The sequence below is a fragment of the Natronorubrum amylolyticum genome (assembly GCF_052040145.1).
Lineage (GTDB): Archaea > Halobacteriota > Halobacteria > Halobacteriales > Natrialbaceae > Natronorubrum.
Genome location: NZ_JBPPFW010000005.1, coordinates 1 through 16,676, shown reverse-complemented (window position 1 = coordinate 16,676; position 16,676 = coordinate 1). Strand labels below are relative to the sequence as shown.

Sequence of the window (16,676 nt, the reverse complement as noted above, 5' to 3'; positions counted from 1 at the left end):
GGAGCCCGAGGTCTCGAGGTCGAGCGACGACAGCGACGACACGCCGTGACACTTTTCTCGCTCGCGCGTGAGCCTCGAGTATGCTCGCGGGTCTCGCCGCCCAGTTCCGGGCCCATCCCGTCGCCACGGTCCTCGAACTCGGCAGCGTCGTCGTCTGTCTCCTGCTGTTCGTCGGGACGCTCGCGCTGCTCTCGAGCGGCCCGCCGACCGGTCGCGGCGATCCGTGGCTCGTCCTCGTCGGAATCGGGGCCGCGTTCGTCGTGTTCTGGACGGCGCTGGTGCCGTTGTACGAACGATTTCTGTACACGTAACGGACTGCATCGCTCGAGTCGGTTGCGAAATCAGCACGGAAGCGTACTCATTTGTGAGTCCGCTTCGAACTCAGGTTGTGAAGGTAACGATCATCGACTACGGAGTCGGAAACCTCCGGAGTCTCCGACGCGGACTCGAACGGGCGGACGCCACGGTGGAGATCTCGGACGACCCGGCGCAGATCGCCGACGCTGAGGCGCTCGTCCTCCCCGGCGTGGGCGCGTTCGGGGAGTGCGTTCGCAACTCCAGACCGTTCCACGACGTTCTCGTCGAGGCGGCCGAGGACACGCCGATTCTCGGCATCTGCGTGGGGCTTCAACTCATGTTCACCGAGAGCACCGAAGGCGTCCCGGACGGCGAAACGATCGACGGACTCGATCTCATTCCGGGGCGGGTCGAACGCCTCCCGACTACCGCGGTCAAAGTGCCGCACATGGGATGGAATCAGCTCACGATCGAGCGGGAGCATCCGCTCGTCGCGGGCATCGACGGCGCTGCGTCGGAGACACGCCGAGCAGATAGATCGGTCGACGACGGCGCGTACGTGTACTTCGTCCACTCCTACGCGTCGGTCGTCGATAGTCACACCGTCGCGTCCTGTGACTACGGATTCGACTTCGCCGCTATCGCGACGAACGAGGCGGGCAACGTGATGGGAACGCAGTTCCACCCCGAAAAGAGCGGCCCGATCGGCCTCCAGCTCCTCGGGAACTTCGTCGCGTACGCCGAGGCGTATCACGGCGACCGAGTCTCCGTCCCCTAACGCGATCCGGCGACGAGACCGAACCGCGATTTTTCGAACTCCGTCTCAGATGAACGTTCCGACGAGCAGGTCGCCGTAAACCAGCGCGATCGCCAGTCCGAGAAACACCGGCACGAGAAACGGCGTCCCCGGCGAGATCCAGACCGTCTCCTTCGAAGCGAGCACCTCGAGCCCCTCCCGTAACTCCTCGGGCGAGGTGCCGTAGGCCGTGCCGTCGATGTCCGCGAGGAAGGCGTCCGCGCCCCACGGGTCGTCGTACTCGGGTGTGGCGTCGGCTTCGGGTGTCGCTTCTGCATCGGTCTCGAGGCCGTCGTCGCCGTCGGCGTCGTCCTCGAGCGTCGTCCCGCCGTCGCTCCGAACCGCTGCCGTCACCGCGCCGTCGGTCGGCGGGTTCGGCTCGTCGGGAAGCGTCGCCGGATCGCGATAGCGGTCGGGGGCGTCGCGGATGTCCGCCAGCGTGAGCCCGCGCCAGCGGAGGTACATCCGCAGCGCGTCCAGATCGAGCCCGCCGCGGGAGCGCCCCTCGGGGGTCTCGAGGAGTCGGCCGTGGGTGTCGGGAACGCTGTCCCACGAGACGGGCCAGCCGATGACCATCACGCTGTTGATCCGGCCGGCGGCGGCGTTTCGGAGCGCGAGGACGACCGGGATGGCGACGCCGATAACGACGGCGTTCGTCAGGATCGTAAACGAAAACGTCTCGATCGGGGTGGTCGTCAGGGGAAACGTCGACGAGCCGACGGCGTACTGCGGGAAAGTCGGGAACAACAGCGCCAACACGAGCAACGCCTTCGCGTCGGCGCCGCCGAAGCCGCCGAACCACCAGAACAGGTAGGCGATCGGCACGACGAAGCCGATACTCACCGCCGTCGGGAGCAGGAACTCGTGCGTCCAGGCGTAGCCGTCGGCGTTCCAGGCAAGCCAGCCGTCCCAGACCAGCAGGACGGCACCGAGGAGAGAAAGGGGGATCCAGACGCTACTCGAGACGCGTCTGGTCTTGATGTCGCGAACGGCGACCCAGGCGAAGACGGGGACGGCGACGAGCCGCAGGAGGTCCGGGGTCGTCGCAACGGCACCAACGAGTGTCACAGGCTTCCGTGCGAAGCGGGGGAGTGTTATCCTTTCGGCTCAGTTCGGATCGGTTGCGAGTTGCTATCCGTCAGGACCCGCGGTAGGGCTCGAACGGTCGATTTCGATCGCCCCGCGGATCGACCTGTCGTCGTATGCGGTATCGGTAGTGGCTCTCGACCCGGGTCAGCCGGCAGCGACGGTGCCGTGGCTCCGTTTCAGAGCGGAGGCTCCCCGTCGCTTTCGCGACGATCGTGATGAAAATGCGGCCCCAAAGTGGGGTGCATTCGTCGAACTGTGCGCTGTTGTTTAAATGACGCGGTTCTGCAGGTAGTCGAGGTGCTTTGCGTTGTAGACGATCTGCACCTCGTCGGTCTCCGCGGAGCCGATGCAGGTCAGACGGACGTTCTTATCCTCGACTTCCTCGTCCGAGAGGATCTGCTGCATGTCCATCTCGATCTCGCCCTCGTAGACGATGGCCGCACAGTTCGCACAGGCGCCTGCACGGCAGGAGAAGGGCCAGTCGTAGCCCTGAGCCTCGGCGGCCTCGAGGATGTACTCACCTTCGGCGACGTCGAGGGAGCCGTAATCCTCGTCGTCGAAGCCGGCGTCGGCGGCTTTGTCGAAGAGGTCGTCGTCGTCCATCTCCCATCCCTGGTCGTCCAGCACTTCGTAGTTGAGGTATTCTACCGTGGGCATCGTATCACGGTTCACGTCCCGCACTGGTATAGCTTGCTGTTCAGTCCTAAATTGTCTTTCAATCGGAATTGATCAGTTCGAAGCAAAGAATATCGTCATCCGTCGAATAACAGGTCGGAAAAGCGGGGTGAAAACGAAACATCGCAACCCCATCGTGCCGACAGCGGATGTCGCATTCCTGACCGTCTCGAGAACCGGGTTGTGAGTACGCGTCGATCGAATACGGGGACGTGTGTTCGGCGTTTCGGGTCGAGGCCTCGAGCGTTCGACGGCCGGTCGATCCGGAACTCGGGCCGTCGTCCGAAGACGATTCAGAAGCCGAAGATCGGGACGAACCGGAACGTGAGGAACGCGCCGACCGTCGAGATGATCGGGACGACGTTCTGCATGAGGATGACGCGAGCCGTCGTGGAGGGGTTGAACAGGTCCGACGCTTTGGGGATGTCCGTCGGCTCCTCCTCGCCGATTTTCGGTGGACGTTCGCCCTCCTCTTCGGCGGTCAACGCGCCGACGGAGACGCGAGTCTCCTCGCCGCGGGCGGCCTCAGAGAGTTTGGTCGTTCGGGTGGCCCGTCCCCAGCCGAGGCCGACGATGCTCATCGTCGCGATGACGACGAAACTGGCGGGAATCCCGATCCACGAGAGTCCGATGACGATCCCCGAACTGATGACGGCGACGACGATGGCGGCCGTCAGCGGCAGGTTCGTGATGTCGTTGCCGAGCGTGTCGAGGGTTCGACGAGCGATCGTGAAACAGCCGATCGTGACGGCGACCGAGCCGATCAGGATCAGCGTGATCATGTCCACGTCGCCGGTGCCGTAGATCGGGGCGATGGCGTTCGCGATATTGCTCGTCCCCGAGGAGAAGGCCATGAGACAGCCGATAGCGACGACGACCAGCGCGCCGGTGATCTCCCGCCGATCGGCGTTCTCACCGAACTGGAGCCGCGGAATGAGCCCCGAACGATTCACCGATACCATCGGTTGGTCGCTGCCGCTCTCCTCGATGGCGACCCACGCATTGATTTGTGGATAAAAGTATCGACCGACGACTCCAGCGACCCAAAAGCCGATGATCGGTGCGACGATCCACCAGACGACGATCTCACCGAGGACTGCAAAATTGAGTTCGCCGGTTGCGAAGCCGAGCGCGGCGATCGCCCCGACGGCGGTCATCGACGTCGAGGCGGGGACCCCGGCGTAGTTCCCGACGAACAGCGCGCCACCGATAAAGAAGAGGACGGCGACGTTCGATCGCATGGTGAAGACTCCGGGGTCGTGAACCAACTCTGTCCCCAGCGTGTCGACGACCTGCGGACCGATCGTGATTGCGCCGATAAAGAAGAAGATCGACATTAACGCGGCGGCCATCAGTTTCGTGATAACGTTCGCACCGACGGCCGGGCCGAACGCGGGACCGGTCGTCGCCCCACCGATGTTATACCCGACGAACATTGCGACCAGGATTCCCACGATGAGCAGTACTTCCGTCACAGGTAGTACTCACATGGGCAAGTCGTAAAAGCGCGTGTATTTCGGTTCATGCGGGAGACGTCGATGACTGGACGGCGTCGCTCGGCGGTCGCTGTCCGTTTGCGTCGTGGGTCATTGTTTCACCGACATTTTTCTAGAGCCAAATGCCAAAGAACTTCGCCCGCCGGTCACCTACAATAAGATAGCATGTCGATACGGATATCCTCGAGTCGATGGAAACGCTGTCTCTGGAACACCAGTCGGTTGTCCCGGAGTACGCTAACCGACGTAGAGACCGCCGTCGACAACCGATGAGACCGGCTCGCGTCGACGCGATTACTGACTTCGCGTACGGAGCGTTGATCTTTATTTCGATCGGCTTGATTATGCTGCTCGATAGCCAGACCGGACTGGCGTTCGGACTGGGGGTCTTTGCCTCGTACGTCGTCCACGTGGTCTGGAAGATGGCTCGGTTCGATCCCGACTGGATGACCAGGGCCGTCGAGGAGTCCGTCGAGAAGTCCGTCGAAGAGTCCGTCGAGAAGACAGTCGATGAAACGGTCGAGAAAACCGTCGGTGAGACGGTCGAAAAGACCGTCGACGAGACGGTTGGCGAGACGGTCGAACAAACCGTCGAAGAGACGGTGAGTGAGACGGTCGATGAGACAGTTGGCGAGACGGTCGAACAAACCGTCGAAGAGACGGTGAGTGAGACGGTCGATGAAACGGTCGGTGAGACGGTGGAGAAAACGGTCGAAGAGACGGTGGGTGAAACCGTCGACGAGACGGTCGGCGAGACGGTGGAGAAAACGGTCGAAGAGACGGTGGGTGAAACCGTCGAGGAGACAGTGAGCGAAACCGTCGACGAGACGGTCGAAGAGACGGTGAGCGAAACCGTCGAAGAGACCATCAGCGAGCAACTCGCTGAGATCCAAGAACAGGTCGAATCCGTCGAAGAGCGCGTCGACCGCCGGCCTCGAGAGGACGAAGTCGAGGAACTGGTCGAAAAATCGACCGCCGAAAAGAAAGCGGACGAGACTGAGGACTGAGACGGTTCGACGTACCGATTTCTCGGTGCAATCGCCGGACGATCAGGGTTGCATCGGAACTGATGGACGGCGGTCCGTCCGAACCGACCCGATCACCGAACGACCGTCACCGGAACCGGCGACCGACGGACGACCTTTTCGGCGACGTTTCCGACGAAGAGCCGTTCCGCCAGCGTTCCGCCGTGGCTGCCGATGACGACCGTGTCGTAATCGCCGGCTCGGTTGATGATCGCCCGGACGGGGTGGCCCAACTGGACGTCCGTCTCGAGCGTCGCATTGTCGTCGGCCGCGTCGACGATCTCGCGTGCGCGCTCGAACACGGGTTCCGCGTGTTCCGCCGCATCGACCTCGAGATCGTCGGCGAGCGAGAGGGCTGTGGCCTCCCCCCACATCGGCGACGGACCGCCAACAACGTGCAGGACGGTTATTTCGGCGTCCGGATGGGCGCGAAGGGCGTACTCGAGTGCGTGTTCGCTCATTTCGGAGCCGTCCATCGGGACGAGGACGCGTGATATCATAAGTGAACTACAGTAGTGAGGGGGATAAACGCGGCGGGCCGGGCTAATTGACGAACGGGACGAGGGTGAAGAAGCCGTAGGCCAGCAGGGTCGACATCGACGGGCCGATGATCCACATCGAGACGTACTTCATGACCGCTCGCGGATTGAACAGATCGCTCGCCTGCAACGCCTCCTCGGACTCTTCTTCACCGATCTGCGAGACCGGATCTTCCGGCTCCGCCTTGAGTGCGCCCATCGAAATCTCCGTGTCAGTGTCTCCACGTATGGCTTCTCGAGCCGTGACGGGACGGGTCGCACGGCCCCACCCGAGACCAACGATCGTCATCACGGAGGCCATCACGAGGCTGATCGGAATGCCGATCCACGAGAGGGCGGTCGTGATCGTCGAGGCAGTAAGCATGACGATGAGGGCCGCGAGCAGCGGAATATCGCTGAGTTCGCTGCCGACCGACTCCATCGTTCGGCGAGCGATGGTGAAACCGCCAAGCCCGATCGCGACCGTTGCGATGATGATGGCGGGGTCGCGACCGAGCTCGCCACTGCTTACGAGCGGGGCGACGGCGTTGGGGACGTTGCTCGCACCGGCACTGAAAGCCATGTAACAGCCGATGGTGAGCACGACGACCGTCCCGCCGAGTTCTTGGGAGGTCGTGTTCGGCCCGAGTGCCGGTTTCGGAACCGAACCGCTGCGATCGAGGGCGAGCAACGATCCCTCGGACGATTTGATCTCGAACCGACGGTTGAGTTCCGGATAGACGTAGCGACCGATCGTCGCACCGATCCAAAAGCCGATAATCGGCGTGACGACCCACCACGAGACGATCCAGCCGATCGTCTCGAAGTTGGTCGTTCCGGTCGCCAGCCCGAGTCCGACGATCGCACCGACGGTCGTCATCGACGTCGGGACGGGAACGCCGAATATATTCGCGACGAGGATTCCCAGCCCGATGAAAAAGAGCACGGCGACACCGGCCGCGAGGGAGATCTCGATCGTGATGATATCGCCCGAGAGCGTGTCCATTACGTTCCGTCCGACGGTCCAGCCGCCGAGAAAGACGAATATCGTCATCAGCGCGGCTGCCGTGACTTTTCGGATGATTCCTGCCCCCACGGCGGGACCCCACGCGATCCCGGTCGACGAGCCGCCGATGTTGAAGCCGACGAAGATCGAGGCGGCGATCCCGACCAACAGCACTGTTTCGACCATCGACAGATGGTACCGGCGTTTTCGTGAAATAAGTATTGGGAGCAGGTCGTACCGTACGCGAATTACGAGTCAACCTCATGACAAAAACACCGCGAGAACCGCTCGTTGTCGCTCGGTCCGAGTCGTGTCGTCATCGACCGGCTCCTCACACACCCCAGAAAAACGCGATCCCGAGCACGGTGGCGACCGACAGAATCAGCTGCAGCGGCGCGCCGACGCGGAAGTAGTCGCTGAACTTGTACCCGCCGGGGCCGTAGACGAACAGGTTGGTCTGGTAGCCGATCGGACCCAGAAACGCGGTGCTCGCCGCGAACATCACCGCGAAGACGAACGCGAGCGGGTTCGCACCGATCCCGGCCGCCGCGGCCGCGGCGACCGGGATCATGAGGACGACGCTGGCGTTGTTACTGATGACTTCCGTAATTAACCCCGTGACGATGTAGAACAGCCAGAGGACGACGAGCGTCGGCAAGAATCCGGCGGACTGGACGACCAGGAAGGCGATGTACGCGGCTCCGCCGGACTGCTCCAAGGCGATCCCCAGCGGAATCACACCCGCCAGCAGGAAGATGATGTCCCACTCGACGGCGTCGTACAGTTCGTTCGAGTCGAGCACGCCCGTGACGACCATCGCGACGACGCCGGCCAGCGCGGAGACGAGGATCGGGTAGATCTCGAGGGCGGCGACGGCGACGACGCCGAGCATTATGGCGACCGCGATGGGTGCCTTGTCGGCCCGGTACTCGGGTCGGGGCGGTTCGCGCGCGACGATCACGTCGTTGCGCCGGGAGAGCCGATCGAGGGCGTCCGGCGGCGCCTGGACCAGGAGCGTGTCGCCGACGTCGAGTCGTCTCCCGACGAGTCGCTCGCCGACGAGCGTGCCGTGTCGCCGAAGCCCGAGGACGGCCGCGCCGAACTCCTCGCGGAAGGATTCGGGCTCGAGGCGTTCCCCCACCAGCCGTGAGTCGAGCGAGACGATCAGCTCTGTGACGATCCCCTCGCCGTCCTCGTTCGTTATCTCCGCGGTGGACTGGGGGTTGCCGACGAGTTCGACGCCCTCGACGTCCTCGAGCAGCGTGATCGCGTCCCGATCGGTGCGAACGACGAGGACGTCGCCCTCCCGTAGGCGGGTGTCCCGGCGGGGCGCGATCGACCGCTCTCCCCCGCGGACGACCTGTACGACATCGATTTCGGGACCGAACCCTTCGGTGGCGTCGTCGACCGTCGCCCCCGCGAGCGGCGAGTCGGGAACCACGGCGACGTCGACGACGTAATCGCCCACGTCGTACTCCTCTATGTAGTCCGCTCGCGGCGGGACCCGTTCGGGAATGAGGTAATGGCCGACGAAGATGAGGTACAGCGCGCCGACCACGACGACGATAGCCCCCAACTGCGTGAACTCGAACATTGAGAACGCGTGGAGTTCGGGGTAGTCGTCGCCGAGGCGAGCGCTGATGTCGCTCGCGAGGATGTTCGTCGAGGTGCCGATGAGAGTGAGCATCCCGCCGACCTGCGAGGCGTACGACAGCGGGATGAGCAGCTTCGACGGCGACGTGTTCCCCCGGTTTGCGACGTCGGTGACGATCGGGACCAACAGCGCGACGACGGGCGTGTTGTTCAGAAAGCCGGAGACGGGGCTGGTCGCGAGCACCGTCGCGAACAGCTGTTTTCGGAGACTGTCGCCCGCGAACGCCGCCATCCGCCGACCGATTTCTTGGACGAGCCCCGTGCGGGCGATGCCGCCGCTCAGGATGAGCATCGCGAGCACCGTGATCGTCGCGTCGTTCGCGAAGCCGGAAATGCCCGTACTCGGGTCGATCCCTGTCCACGGCTCTAAGACCACGAGCACCACGATCAGCAGGATCGCGGTCACGTCGATCGGCAGCCGTTCGGTGACGAACAGCACGAGTGCTAGCCCGACGACCCCGAAGACGACGAGCATGTCCGTCGTTAGTTCGGGTCGGGTGACGGGCTCCTGTGCGAGCGCGACGAGTGCCGACATTCGGATATCACGACCCACACCGGCTCGACCCGTAACGTCTCCCCACAGCAATCGAACTGTAACGAGTTCGAACCCGTTTCCAGCGCCGTTTCAGTGGAGCGGAACGTTCGACGACGCGCCTCGAGCGGACGAGCCGACTCGAATCCAACGCCGAAGTCGGTGGCTTTAGGCGCACGCCTCGCCTGCGACCCGCTATGAGCGCCTTTCCCACGTTCGAAGTGATTCCCGCCGTCGATCTGCAGGACGGCGAAGTCGTCCAGCTCGTCCAGGGCGAGCGCGGCACCGAGAAGACCTACGGCGACCCGGTCGAGGCCGCCGAGCGCTGGATCGACGCGGGCGCCGAGTCGCTCCACCTCGTCGACTTAGACGGCGCGTTCGAGGGCGAGCGCAAGAACGGTGAAGCCATCGACGCGGTGCTCGAGACCGTCGACGTTCCCACCCAACTGGGCGGCGGGATTCGAACCGCCGAGGACGCGGTGGAACTCCTCGAGCGCGGCGTCGACCGCGTTATCCTCGGCACTGCGGCGGTCGAAAATCCCGACATCGTCGCCGAAATTAGCGACGAACACCCCGACAGCGTGGTCGTCAGCCTCGACGCGAAAGACGGCGAGGTCGTCGTCGAGGGCTGGACCGAGGGGGCCGGGATTTCGCCGGTCGAAGCCGCCGAGCGGTACGCGGATTTGGGGGCTGCGGCGATTCTGTTTACAAACGTCGACGTCGAGGGCCGACTCGAGGGCGTCGCGACCGACCCGGTTCGAGAACTGGTCGAGGCGACCGATATCCCGGTCGTCGCCAGCGGCGGGGTCGCGACGCTCGAGGACGTACGGGATCTCGAGGCGGCCGGGGCTGCGGCCGTGGTGGTCGGGAGCGCGCTGTACGAGGGGAACTTCTCGCTCGAGGAGGCGCAGAACGCAGTCGACGGCAGTTGAGGCAGTCGGGCAGGGACGTGGAGTCGGTATTTCGAACCAGTTTCTGAGGAACCGAACGACGACTCGAGCGTGCTGCTCACCCTGGCGCCGATGATTTTCGCGTCCTACCCAGCAAATTCGCTCCTATCAGTCGCTCTCCCTCGCACATGTTCGAGCCGCGGTTCGCTCGGTTCACGGTTCCCTTCGGTCACCGTTCACTTTCCGAGGCGCTTGCTTCGCTCACGCCTCGCTTTCGCTCACCGCGACTCAGCGCGCGCCGCGTGGATTTACCGGCCGGGAGCACGGCTCTCGCGTTGCTCGAGCCGTGCGACCCGGGGAAGGGCAGGCTGCCGCACGATTGCTTACCGCGAGCGACCGACGGGAGCGAGCGGGCCGACGACCGACCCGTAGGGGAGGGAGGAGTGCTTTTGGTCCAGGTTTTGCCGAGGGACGCCGCGCTGTGTGACGAAGTCACCAGCGCGGTAGACCGCAGAGCAAAAGCTGGTTCTTACGACTTCCAAAAGGCCGGCGTCAGCAACACGAGCACTGGAATAATCTCGATGCGGCCGATCCACATCATGATGATCATGACGGCGCGGGTGGTGGTGGGGAAGCCGGCGTAGTTGTCCATCGGGCCGAACTGGCCGAACGCGGGGCCGATGTTGAGGAAGATCGAGGCCGAGGCGCCGATCGCCTCGAACTCGGTGACGGCCGTGCTGGCGCGGGCGGCGTCGACGACGACGAAGACTGTCAGCAGGAAGAAGATGACGATGGCCAGCAGGACGTAGGCGTAGATGTCGCGAACCGTCTCCTCGTCGACGACGGTGTTTCCGAGGCGGAGCGGGCGCACCGCTTCCGGGTGAATCGACGTGAAGAGGTTGCGCCGGAACGCTTTGAGCGTCACCAGCCAGCGCAGGGATTTGATCGAGCAGGTCGTCGAGCCGGCCATCCCGCCGATGAACATCGAGAAGAACAGCAGGTAGGTCGCCCCGGCGGGCCACAGCCCGAAATCGGTCGAGGCGTAGCCCGTCGTCGTCACCAGCGAGACCACGTTGAACAGCCCGTGTCTGACCGTCTGCTCGAGCGTGCCGTCGGTTGCGGGATCGATCCAGAGGATCGCCGCGATGAGCGCGCTCAGGCTCACCAGCACGCCGACGTAGAACCGGAACTCTTCGGACTCGAGGGGCTGGCGGACGTCCCCCTGCGTGACGTAGTAGAGCAGGACGAAGTTGGTCGCCCCGAGGATCATGAAGGGCATGACGGCCCACTGGACGATCGGTTCGAACGCGCCGACGCTCTCTGCTTCCGGGGAGAACCCGGCCGTCGCGACGCTGGTCAGCGCGTGGGAGACGGCGTTAAAGAGGTCCATATTGGGCGCCGCGCCGAACAGGTGAAGGGCGTAGAAGGTCCCCGCGGCGAGGGCCGTCAGGCCGACGTACAGCCCCCAAATGAGTCGTGCGGTCTCGTCGATGTGCGGGCGGAGTTTTCGGACGTTTCTCGTCTGCGTCTCGGTCTCCATCAGCTGTGCCCCACCGACCATCAGGTTCGAGAGCAGGCCGATGGCGACGATCAGGATTCCGAGCCCGCCGAGCCACTGAATCAGCTGTCGCCAGAGCAAGATCGCTCGGGACTGGTTCTCGAAGTCCCAGCCGCTCATCACCGTCGCGCCGGTCGTGGTGAGCCCGCTCGTACTCTCGAAGGCGGCGTTGACGAGTCCGCCTACTGACGTCGAGAACGCGGACGCCGAGGGCGCGCCGAGACCGACGAGCGCGAACGGGATCGAGCCGATGGCGGCGACGCCGAACCAGGTCAGCGCGACCATCAGGAACGCCTCGCGCTGTCCCAGCTCCCGCTCGTCGCTCAGCCGCTCGAGTGCGATGCCGACGGCGATCGTCGCGGCGATTGCAACGACGAACGCCAGCGGGTCGTCGCCGTCGAACACCGCCAGTACGAGCGGCACGGCGAGCGGGACGGCGAGCCACTTCAGTACCGTCCCGGTGAGACTACAACTCGAGCGCCAGTCGACACGAATCCCCATCGAGTACTCGTCTCTGCGAACGGGAGGACATTAATCAGTTCGGAACGAGACAATGCGTCGTTACTGCTCGCGCGATCCGAGGACGATTCGGGAAGAGAGACGGTGCTCGAGGGTGGGATCGACGTACGGAATCGGAAGACGGTGTTGCGCTCGGGGACAGTATCGCGGGATCACTGCTTGTAGCCGTGACCGACGTAGAGCGCGAACACGTTGACCGCGAGCAGCACCAGGAACGTGAGGGTGATCTGCGGATTGCCGAGTCCCTGTGCGACGAGGGGCAGGTGGATGAAGGGGAGGGCGATCGCGACCCAGAACGAGAGGAACTGGGCCGGTCCTTTGATCGATCGGAGGGGCGTTCGGTCGGGCTGGTCGTGTGATCGGTCCGGGTCAGGGCTGGAGGGACCGAGCGATTCGTTCGAGAGCGGGGAGTGGTTAGACATCGGTTCGAGTCACCGTCCTGTATGAACGACATTCAGCCAACACATCATATAATGGGTCGAACCTTGGCGTCGTTTCGGTCCGTTTCAGGCCGGTAGTGTGTTCGAAATGACGTTTCGAAACGCCACGAAAAACGTTTAGATATTTTATAACCTCTTCTGAGGCGCTATTGTTGTTCTGACCGCCCGACGTGGTCACGATCGTCGAATCGCCGGTTGCGCTCGAGTGAGTTCGCTCATCGCGTCGGGACCCGAGCGCAATTTCCTTGTACCGGCGGCGACATCACAACGGTATGAGCGAGCGAACGGCGACCGTTACGCGCGAGACGGCCGAGACGTCGATCGAGTGTGCGCTGTCGATCGACGGCAGCGGCGACGCCGATGTGGACACCGGCGTCGGCTTTTTCGACCACATGCTGACGTCGTTCGCCAAACACGGGCTGTTCGACCTCGAGGTCGACTGCGACGGCGATCTCGAGATCGACGACCACCACACGGTCGAGGACGTGGCGATCGTCCTCGGGGAGGCGTTCGACGAGGCGCTGGGTGATCGATCGGGCATCGTTCGCTACGCGGATCGGAAGGTGCCGCTGGACGAGGCCGTCGCCGGCGCGGTCGTCGACGTGAGCGGCCGCCCGCGATTTTACTTCGACGGGACGTTCTCGCAGGCCCAAATCGGCGACTTCACGAGCGACATGGCTCGTCACTTCGGGGAGTCGCTGGCGATGAACGCGGGGCTCACCGTTCACTGCGAGGTCACCGGCGAGAACGCCCACCACGAGGTCGAGGCGCTGTTCAAAGCCCTGACGCGGGCGCTCGACGATGCGACGCGGGTCGACGAGCGCCGGACGGGCACGCCGAGCACGAAAGGAACGCTTTAGGGTCGCTCGAGGGTGCCACGGCTCTCGACGAATTCGCCTTCCTCGAGCGCGTGGTCGACGACCGCCTCGACCTCGTGTGACTCGAGGTCGTAGGCGCCGGCGGCCAGGTTCTCGACGGCAGCCCGCGGCATGGGGAACTCGCGGTTTTGCAGCAGTCGGATAACCTTCCCGTAGGCCTTCGGCGGTCGGTTCGCGGACTGCTGGCTCGGTGATCCGTCGGCCGTGGCGTCGCCCGACTCCGACGAGGTGTCGGCTTGTTCGAAGGTGATCCCGCCCTCGAGCGTCGAAGCGGTCTTCGAGTCGTCGTCTGCATCGGTTTCGTCCGTCTCAGCTGCCTCGTCCGTCCCGTCCGTCCCGCCCGTTTCGTTCGTCTCAGCTGTCTCATCCGGTTCGTCCGTTTCCGGACCCGAAACGGTCGCGTTCGGACTCGAGGTCCGTCCTCGCTTCTGTGTCGACTCGTTCGCCGAGGCAACGACGGTGCCGCTGTCGCCATCGTCGTTGCCGTTCGAATCCACGTTTGCCGCTGTCTCGTCGGTCTCGGTCGTCTGGCCCGTCTCGCCAACACCTGCGCGGACGAGCAGGGGTTCGAGGAGGTCCTCGAGCTGGTCTCGACAGCCGGCACAGAGCACGATACGCCGTTGTTCGGTCTCGGTCGGCTCGAGTTCGGGCGGGAGGACCTCGAAGGTTCCGACGGCCTCGGCGTCACAGAAGTCACAGCTTCGGAGTGCACGCATGGGGGTGGCTACTGGTTGGACCCTCAAAAATCGCCCGTCAGACGCCGTGTACGGGTTCCGATCGAGTCGGAATCGGTGCTCGAGCTGGGCGTTTCCGGCCGAACTGGCGACACTGGCTGCGGTCCGCCGTCGATCGAGCCGCTCCAGCAGTCGATCACCGGACATTATACCCCAGCACGCATAGATACGCGAACGAATGTTCGACGAGATCATGGAGAAGTTCGAGGGATCCCCGAGCCAGCAGGCGGTTATTCGGCTCCTACTCGAGCGCGGGTTCTCCGTCAACGACGACGGCCGCGTCGTGTCGGGCGGCATCGAGATTCCGAACACGGGCATCGCCCGCGAGATCGGCGTCGACCGCCGCGTCGTCGACTCGACGACCGACGTCATTCTCGAGGATCCCGAACTGCGACGAATTTTTCAAAATATCTCGCAGGTGCCGAGTCTGATGGACCTCGCACCAGTGCTCGATCTGACGGTGCTCACGATCACGCCGGACAACGCCGACCAGAAGGGGATCGTCGCGGGGGTCACGGGAACGCTCGCCGACCACGACATCTCGATCCGCCAGACGATTAGTGAGGACCCGGAGTTCACCGACGAGCCCCAACTGTACCTGATCACCGATCAGGAGCTCTCCGGCGAGGTCTTCACCGCGATCCGCGAACTCGAGTTCGTCCGGAAGATGGAAATCCAGTAGTCGAGGGTCGTTTAGCGGTCGGTCGCACGCGGGTCGCTCACTCGCTCTCGCTTTCGGTGTCGACCTCGTCGGTGAACTCGTCGAGGACGGCCTCGAGCGCGCTCGTGAGCTCTTCGAATCGATCCATCGACATGGAGTCGGTCGTCACCCAGACGCCGTGGGGTCCGCGAATCACCCGCGAGAGGTAGCCGTTCTCGAACATCCGGATCGTCGCCCCGTACTCGCCCAGTTGCGTGTTTCGGTACGCCGACTGCGAGCGAAAGCCGAGTCGCTCGTGGTCCGCGAAGCCGACCAGATCGGCGGTCTGATCGAGGTCAGAGCGGAGATAGAGCTGTTCGACGTCTTCCTCGGTGAAGTAGGTGACACTCCGCAGTTCGTCGCCGACCGTGGTTCGGCAGACGCTTCGCAGTTCGTCGGCGAGCTTCGGATCAATGGCTTCGGTGCTCATACTGTCCTATACGTCACCCACGACTACTAACGTACGGGTCGAACTAACTCGATTCGAGCCTCTGTCCATGACGGTCTCTTGCTCTCGACCGCCGGTCGGTCTCGCGAATCGCCTGGAAACGGACCGACGGGCTCTTTCCGACGGCGAGCGTACGTCCGCTATGGTCGCGCGGCAGCGACGGACGATCCGGTGGCGGTTTCGGCTCCAACGATACCTTCGGGGTGACTCCCCGTGAGTCGCACCTATCTGACCGTGTCCGAACCCGCGACGGCCGAGTTCGTCGTCCAGGGATCGGAGTTCATCGGTCACGTTCGCCCGGTAGATGCCGTCGACGCCGCCGAGGCGTTCGTCGACGCCGTCGACGAGGAGTACGCTGACGCCACCCACAACGTGCCCGCGTATCGAGTGCGAGTCGGCGGTACGGACTCGAGTCCGAGCGCGGACGACGGGGACGCGATCGCCGATAGCACCTTTCTCCGCGAGTACTCGAGCGACGATGGCGAGCCCTCCGGCTCCGCGGGAAAGCCGGCGCTGAACGTCCTCGCCCAGCAGGAACTCGAGAACTGCGCGGTCGTCGTCACGCGCTACTACGGCGGCACCAACCTCGGGGTCGGCGGTCTCGTCCGAGCGTACTCTCGAGCGGTGAAAGAGGCCGTCGAGGAGGCCGGGATCGTCGAAGCACGACCCCACGAGACGGTCTCGATCGGCGTCGACTACGACGACTCGGGGACGGTTCGGGGAATTCTCGAGAGCGAGGGCTACGAGTTCGACGCGGAGTATCAGGCATCGGTCTCCTTCGAAGTCAGGGTGCCGCTCGCGGAGACCGACGCGTTTCGGGATCGGTTGCGGAGCGCGACGAGCGGGCGAGTGGACCTCGAGTGAACGCGGGGAGGCGTTCGGTCCGTGTGAGTGTTGTCGGTGATAACTCCCGCTCCGCGCTGCCTCCGCGGGCCGATGAGGGTCGCGTTTTTCCGTGCCGTTCGGTTCGCAAAGACACGAATCCGTGGACTGTCCGGAACCTTCGTCTGCTTATTGACCGGCGGGCTTCCTACCAATCAGCGCATCTTTTCGAAAAGTCGTGGTGAATACACAGCGCGAATGTCGCACGACCACTCATCCAGCTATCAGAGCTACGGACAGACTAGTACAGAACGCTCTCAAAATACTAATAACACTATCAAGGTCAACGCCTACTTTCCCGGCCGTCCTGAAGAAGTGTATGAGCGTCATCCTCGAATTCACGGTTGAAAACGATCAGTTCTCTCTCGGACAAGTACTGTCAGGGCCACCGGAAATGTCTCTTGAACTCGAGCGAATCGTCCCAACAGGAACCGGTATTATGCCGTTCCTGTGGGCAACCGGGGACGATTTCGATACCTTTGAGCAAAAAGTGGCGGATCACCCGTATGTAGACGAGTTCCTTGCAATCGACAAAGTAGA

Annotated in this window: 18 protein-coding genes; 8 read left to right on the top strand and 10 right to left on the bottom strand. The window is 63.6% G+C overall.

Annotation, left to right across the window (positions count from 1 at the left end):
• Positions 1-80 precede the first annotated feature (80 nt).
• Positions 81-311 carry a hypothetical protein gene (locus ACSFDB_RS17900; protein WP_440766583.1) on the top strand — a complete coding sequence of 77 codons (231 nt, stop codon included), beginning with the start codon at positions 81-83 and terminating at the stop codon, positions 309-311.
• Positions 312-388: 77 nt separating this feature from the next.
• The gene (gene hisH / locus ACSFDB_RS17895) at positions 389-1,075 is read left to right on the top strand and encodes an imidazole glycerol phosphate synthase subunit HisH (RefSeq protein ID WP_440772274.1); all 687 of its coding nucleotides are present in this window, start codon (positions 389-391) and stop codon (positions 1,073-1,075) included.
• Between the two features lie 45 nt (positions 1,076-1,120).
• On the opposite strand, the gene ACSFDB_RS17890 is transcribed toward hisH, so the two are convergent.
• The 3 genes from ACSFDB_RS17890 to ACSFDB_RS17880 all read right to left on the bottom strand — a co-directional run bounded on the left by ACSFDB_RS17890 (position 1,121) and on the right by ACSFDB_RS17880 (position 4,332).
• Complete coding sequence (locus ACSFDB_RS17890) at positions 1,121-2,161, bottom strand: A24 family peptidase C-terminal domain-containing protein (protein WP_440772273.1); 1,041 nt, start codon at positions 2,159-2,161, stop codon at positions 1,121-1,123.
• Between the two features lie 288 nt (positions 2,162-2,449).
• On the bottom strand, positions 2,450-2,839 hold the full coding sequence (fer, locus tag ACSFDB_RS17885; RefSeq protein WP_440772272.1) for a ferredoxin Fer: 390 nt from the start codon (positions 2,837-2,839) through the stop codon (positions 2,450-2,452).
• Between the two features lie 311 nt (positions 2,840-3,150).
• Positions 3,151-4,332, bottom strand: coding sequence for an inorganic phosphate transporter (locus tag ACSFDB_RS17880; RefSeq protein ID WP_440772271.1), 1,182 nt, complete (start codon positions 4,330-4,332; stop codon positions 3,151-3,153).
• Positions 4,333-4,622: 290 nt separating this feature from the next.
• On the opposite strand from ACSFDB_RS17880, the gene ACSFDB_RS17875 reads away from it, so the two are divergent.
• Positions 4,623-5,360 (top strand): hypothetical protein, encoded by a 738-nt coding sequence (locus ACSFDB_RS17875; protein ID WP_440772270.1) that lies wholly within the window; start codon positions 4,623-4,625, stop codon positions 5,358-5,360.
• A gap of 92 nt (positions 5,361-5,452) precedes the next feature.
• On the opposite strand, the gene ACSFDB_RS17870 is transcribed toward ACSFDB_RS17875, so the two are convergent.
• The 3 genes from ACSFDB_RS17870 to ACSFDB_RS17860 all read right to left on the bottom strand — a co-directional run bounded on the left by ACSFDB_RS17870 (position 5,453) and on the right by ACSFDB_RS17860 (position 9,090).
• On the bottom strand, positions 5,453-5,878 hold the full coding sequence (locus ACSFDB_RS17870; protein WP_440772269.1) for a universal stress protein: 426 nt from the start codon (positions 5,876-5,878) through the stop codon (positions 5,453-5,455).
• A 43-nt stretch (positions 5,879-5,921) separates the two neighbouring features.
• Positions 5,922-7,088 (bottom strand): inorganic phosphate transporter, encoded by a 1,167-nt coding sequence (locus tag ACSFDB_RS17865; protein ID WP_440772268.1) that lies wholly within the window; start codon positions 7,086-7,088, stop codon positions 5,922-5,924.
• 145 nt (positions 7,089-7,233) lie between these two features.
• Complete coding sequence (locus ACSFDB_RS17860; protein ID WP_440772267.1) at positions 7,234-9,090, bottom strand: SLC13 family permease; 1,857 nt, start codon at positions 9,088-9,090, stop codon at positions 7,234-7,236.
• A gap of 194 nt (positions 9,091-9,284) precedes the next feature.
• Here ACSFDB_RS17860 and hisA point away from each other — a divergent pair, with 194 nt between their 5' ends.
• Positions 9,285-10,019: a 1-(5-phosphoribosyl)-5-[(5-phosphoribosylamino)methylideneamino]imidazole-4-carboxamide isomerase gene (gene hisA / locus ACSFDB_RS17855; protein ID WP_440772266.1), complete on the top strand. Its 735-nt coding sequence runs from the start codon at positions 9,285-9,287 to the stop codon at positions 10,017-10,019.
• 487 nt (positions 10,020-10,506) lie between these two features.
• Here the strand turns inward: hisA and ACSFDB_RS17850 are convergent, their stop codons facing one another.
• A complete protein-coding gene (locus ACSFDB_RS17850) occupies positions 10,507-12,036 on the bottom strand; it encodes a TrkH family potassium uptake protein (RefSeq protein ID WP_440772265.1) in 1,530 nt (509 codons plus the stop codon).
• A 170-nt stretch (positions 12,037-12,206) separates the two neighbouring features.
• Complete coding sequence (locus ACSFDB_RS17845) at positions 12,207-12,476, bottom strand: DUF8028 family protein (RefSeq protein ID WP_440772264.1); 270 nt, start codon at positions 12,474-12,476, stop codon at positions 12,207-12,209.
• A 290-nt stretch (positions 12,477-12,766) separates the two neighbouring features.
• On the opposite strand from ACSFDB_RS17845, the gene hisB reads away from it, so the two are divergent.
• Positions 12,767-13,354 (top strand): imidazoleglycerol-phosphate dehydratase HisB, encoded by a 588-nt coding sequence (gene hisB, locus ACSFDB_RS17840; RefSeq protein WP_440772263.1) that lies wholly within the window; start codon positions 12,767-12,769, stop codon positions 13,352-13,354.
• Here hisB and ACSFDB_RS17835 read toward each other — a convergent pair.
• The gene (locus ACSFDB_RS17835; RefSeq protein WP_440772262.1) at positions 13,351-14,088 is read right to left on the bottom strand and encodes a DUF8528 domain-containing protein; all 738 of its coding nucleotides are present in this window, start codon (positions 14,086-14,088) and stop codon (positions 13,351-13,353) included. The two genes, hisB and ACSFDB_RS17835, sit on opposite strands and share 4 nt — an antisense overlap.
• Positions 14,089-14,284: 196 nt before the next feature.
• Here ACSFDB_RS17835 and trpY point away from each other — a divergent pair, with 196 nt between their 5' ends.
• Positions 14,285-14,788: a TrpY family transcription regulator gene (gene trpY / locus ACSFDB_RS17830; protein WP_440772261.1), complete on the top strand. Its 504-nt coding sequence runs from the start codon at positions 14,285-14,287 to the stop codon at positions 14,786-14,788.
• Positions 14,789-14,825: 37 nt separating this feature from the next.
• Here the strand turns inward: trpY and ACSFDB_RS17825 are convergent, their stop codons facing one another.
• Positions 14,826-15,236, bottom strand: a complete 411-nt coding sequence (locus ACSFDB_RS17825; RefSeq protein ID WP_440772260.1) for a DUF7522 family protein — start codon at positions 15,234-15,236, stop codon at positions 14,826-14,828.
• A 231-nt stretch (positions 15,237-15,467) separates the two neighbouring features.
• Between ACSFDB_RS17825 and ACSFDB_RS17820 the strand changes: the two genes are divergently transcribed.
• Both ACSFDB_RS17820 and ACSFDB_RS17815 read left to right on the top strand, forming a co-directional pair.
• A complete protein-coding gene (locus tag ACSFDB_RS17820) occupies positions 15,468-16,118 on the top strand; it encodes an IMPACT family protein (protein ID WP_440772259.1) in 651 nt (216 codons plus the stop codon).
• Positions 16,119-16,455: 337 nt separating this feature from the next.
• On the top strand, positions 16,456-16,676 hold a 221-nt coding region (locus ACSFDB_RS17815; protein ID WP_440772258.1), incomplete at its 3' end, for a bacterio-opsin activator domain-containing protein.

Excerpts from the sequence above, each read along its gene's own strand:
- ACSFDB_RS17875 (WP_440772270.1), top strand. The coding sequence starts at position 4,623 with ATGAGACCGGCTCGCGTCGACGCGATTACTGACTTCGCGTACGGAGCG.
- ACSFDB_RS17870 (WP_440772269.1), bottom strand. The coding sequence starts at position 5,878 with ATGATATCACGCGTCCTCGTCCCGATGGACGGCTCCGAAATGAGCGAA.
- hisA (WP_440772266.1), top strand. The coding sequence starts at position 9,285 with ATGAGCGCCTTTCCCACGTTCGAAGTGATTCCCGCCGTCGATCTGCAG.
- ACSFDB_RS17850 (WP_440772265.1), bottom strand. The coding sequence starts at position 12,036 with ATGGGGATTCGTGTCGACTGGCGCTCGAGTTGTAGTCTCACCGGGACG.
- ACSFDB_RS17825 (WP_440772260.1), bottom strand. The coding sequence starts at position 15,236 with ATGAGCACCGAAGCCATTGATCCGAAGCTCGCCGACGAACTGCGAAGC.
- ACSFDB_RS17860 (WP_440772267.1), bottom strand. The coding sequence starts at position 9,090 with ATGTCGGCACTCGTCGCGCTCGCACAGGAGCCCGTCACCCGACCCGAA.
- hisB (WP_440772263.1), top strand. The coding sequence starts at position 12,767 with ATGAGCGAGCGAACGGCGACCGTTACGCGCGAGACGGCCGAGACGTCG.
- ACSFDB_RS17845 (WP_440772264.1), bottom strand. The coding sequence starts at position 12,476 with ATGTCTAACCACTCCCCGCTCTCGAACGAATCGCTCGGTCCCTCCAGC.
- ACSFDB_RS17900 (WP_440766583.1), top strand. The coding sequence starts at position 81 with ATGCTCGCGGGTCTCGCCGCCCAGTTCCGGGCCCATCCCGTCGCCACG.
- ACSFDB_RS17865 (WP_440772268.1), bottom strand. The coding sequence starts at position 7,088 with ATGGTCGAAACAGTGCTGTTGGTCGGGATCGCCGCCTCGATCTTCGTC.
- trpY (WP_440772261.1), top strand. The coding sequence starts at position 14,285 with ATGTTCGACGAGATCATGGAGAAGTTCGAGGGATCCCCGAGCCAGCAG.
- fer (WP_440772272.1), bottom strand. The coding sequence starts at position 2,839 with ATGCCCACGGTAGAATACCTCAACTACGAAGTGCTGGACGACCAGGGA.
- ACSFDB_RS17835 (WP_440772262.1), bottom strand. The coding sequence starts at position 14,088 with ATGCGTGCACTCCGAAGCTGTGACTTCTGTGACGCCGAGGCCGTCGGA.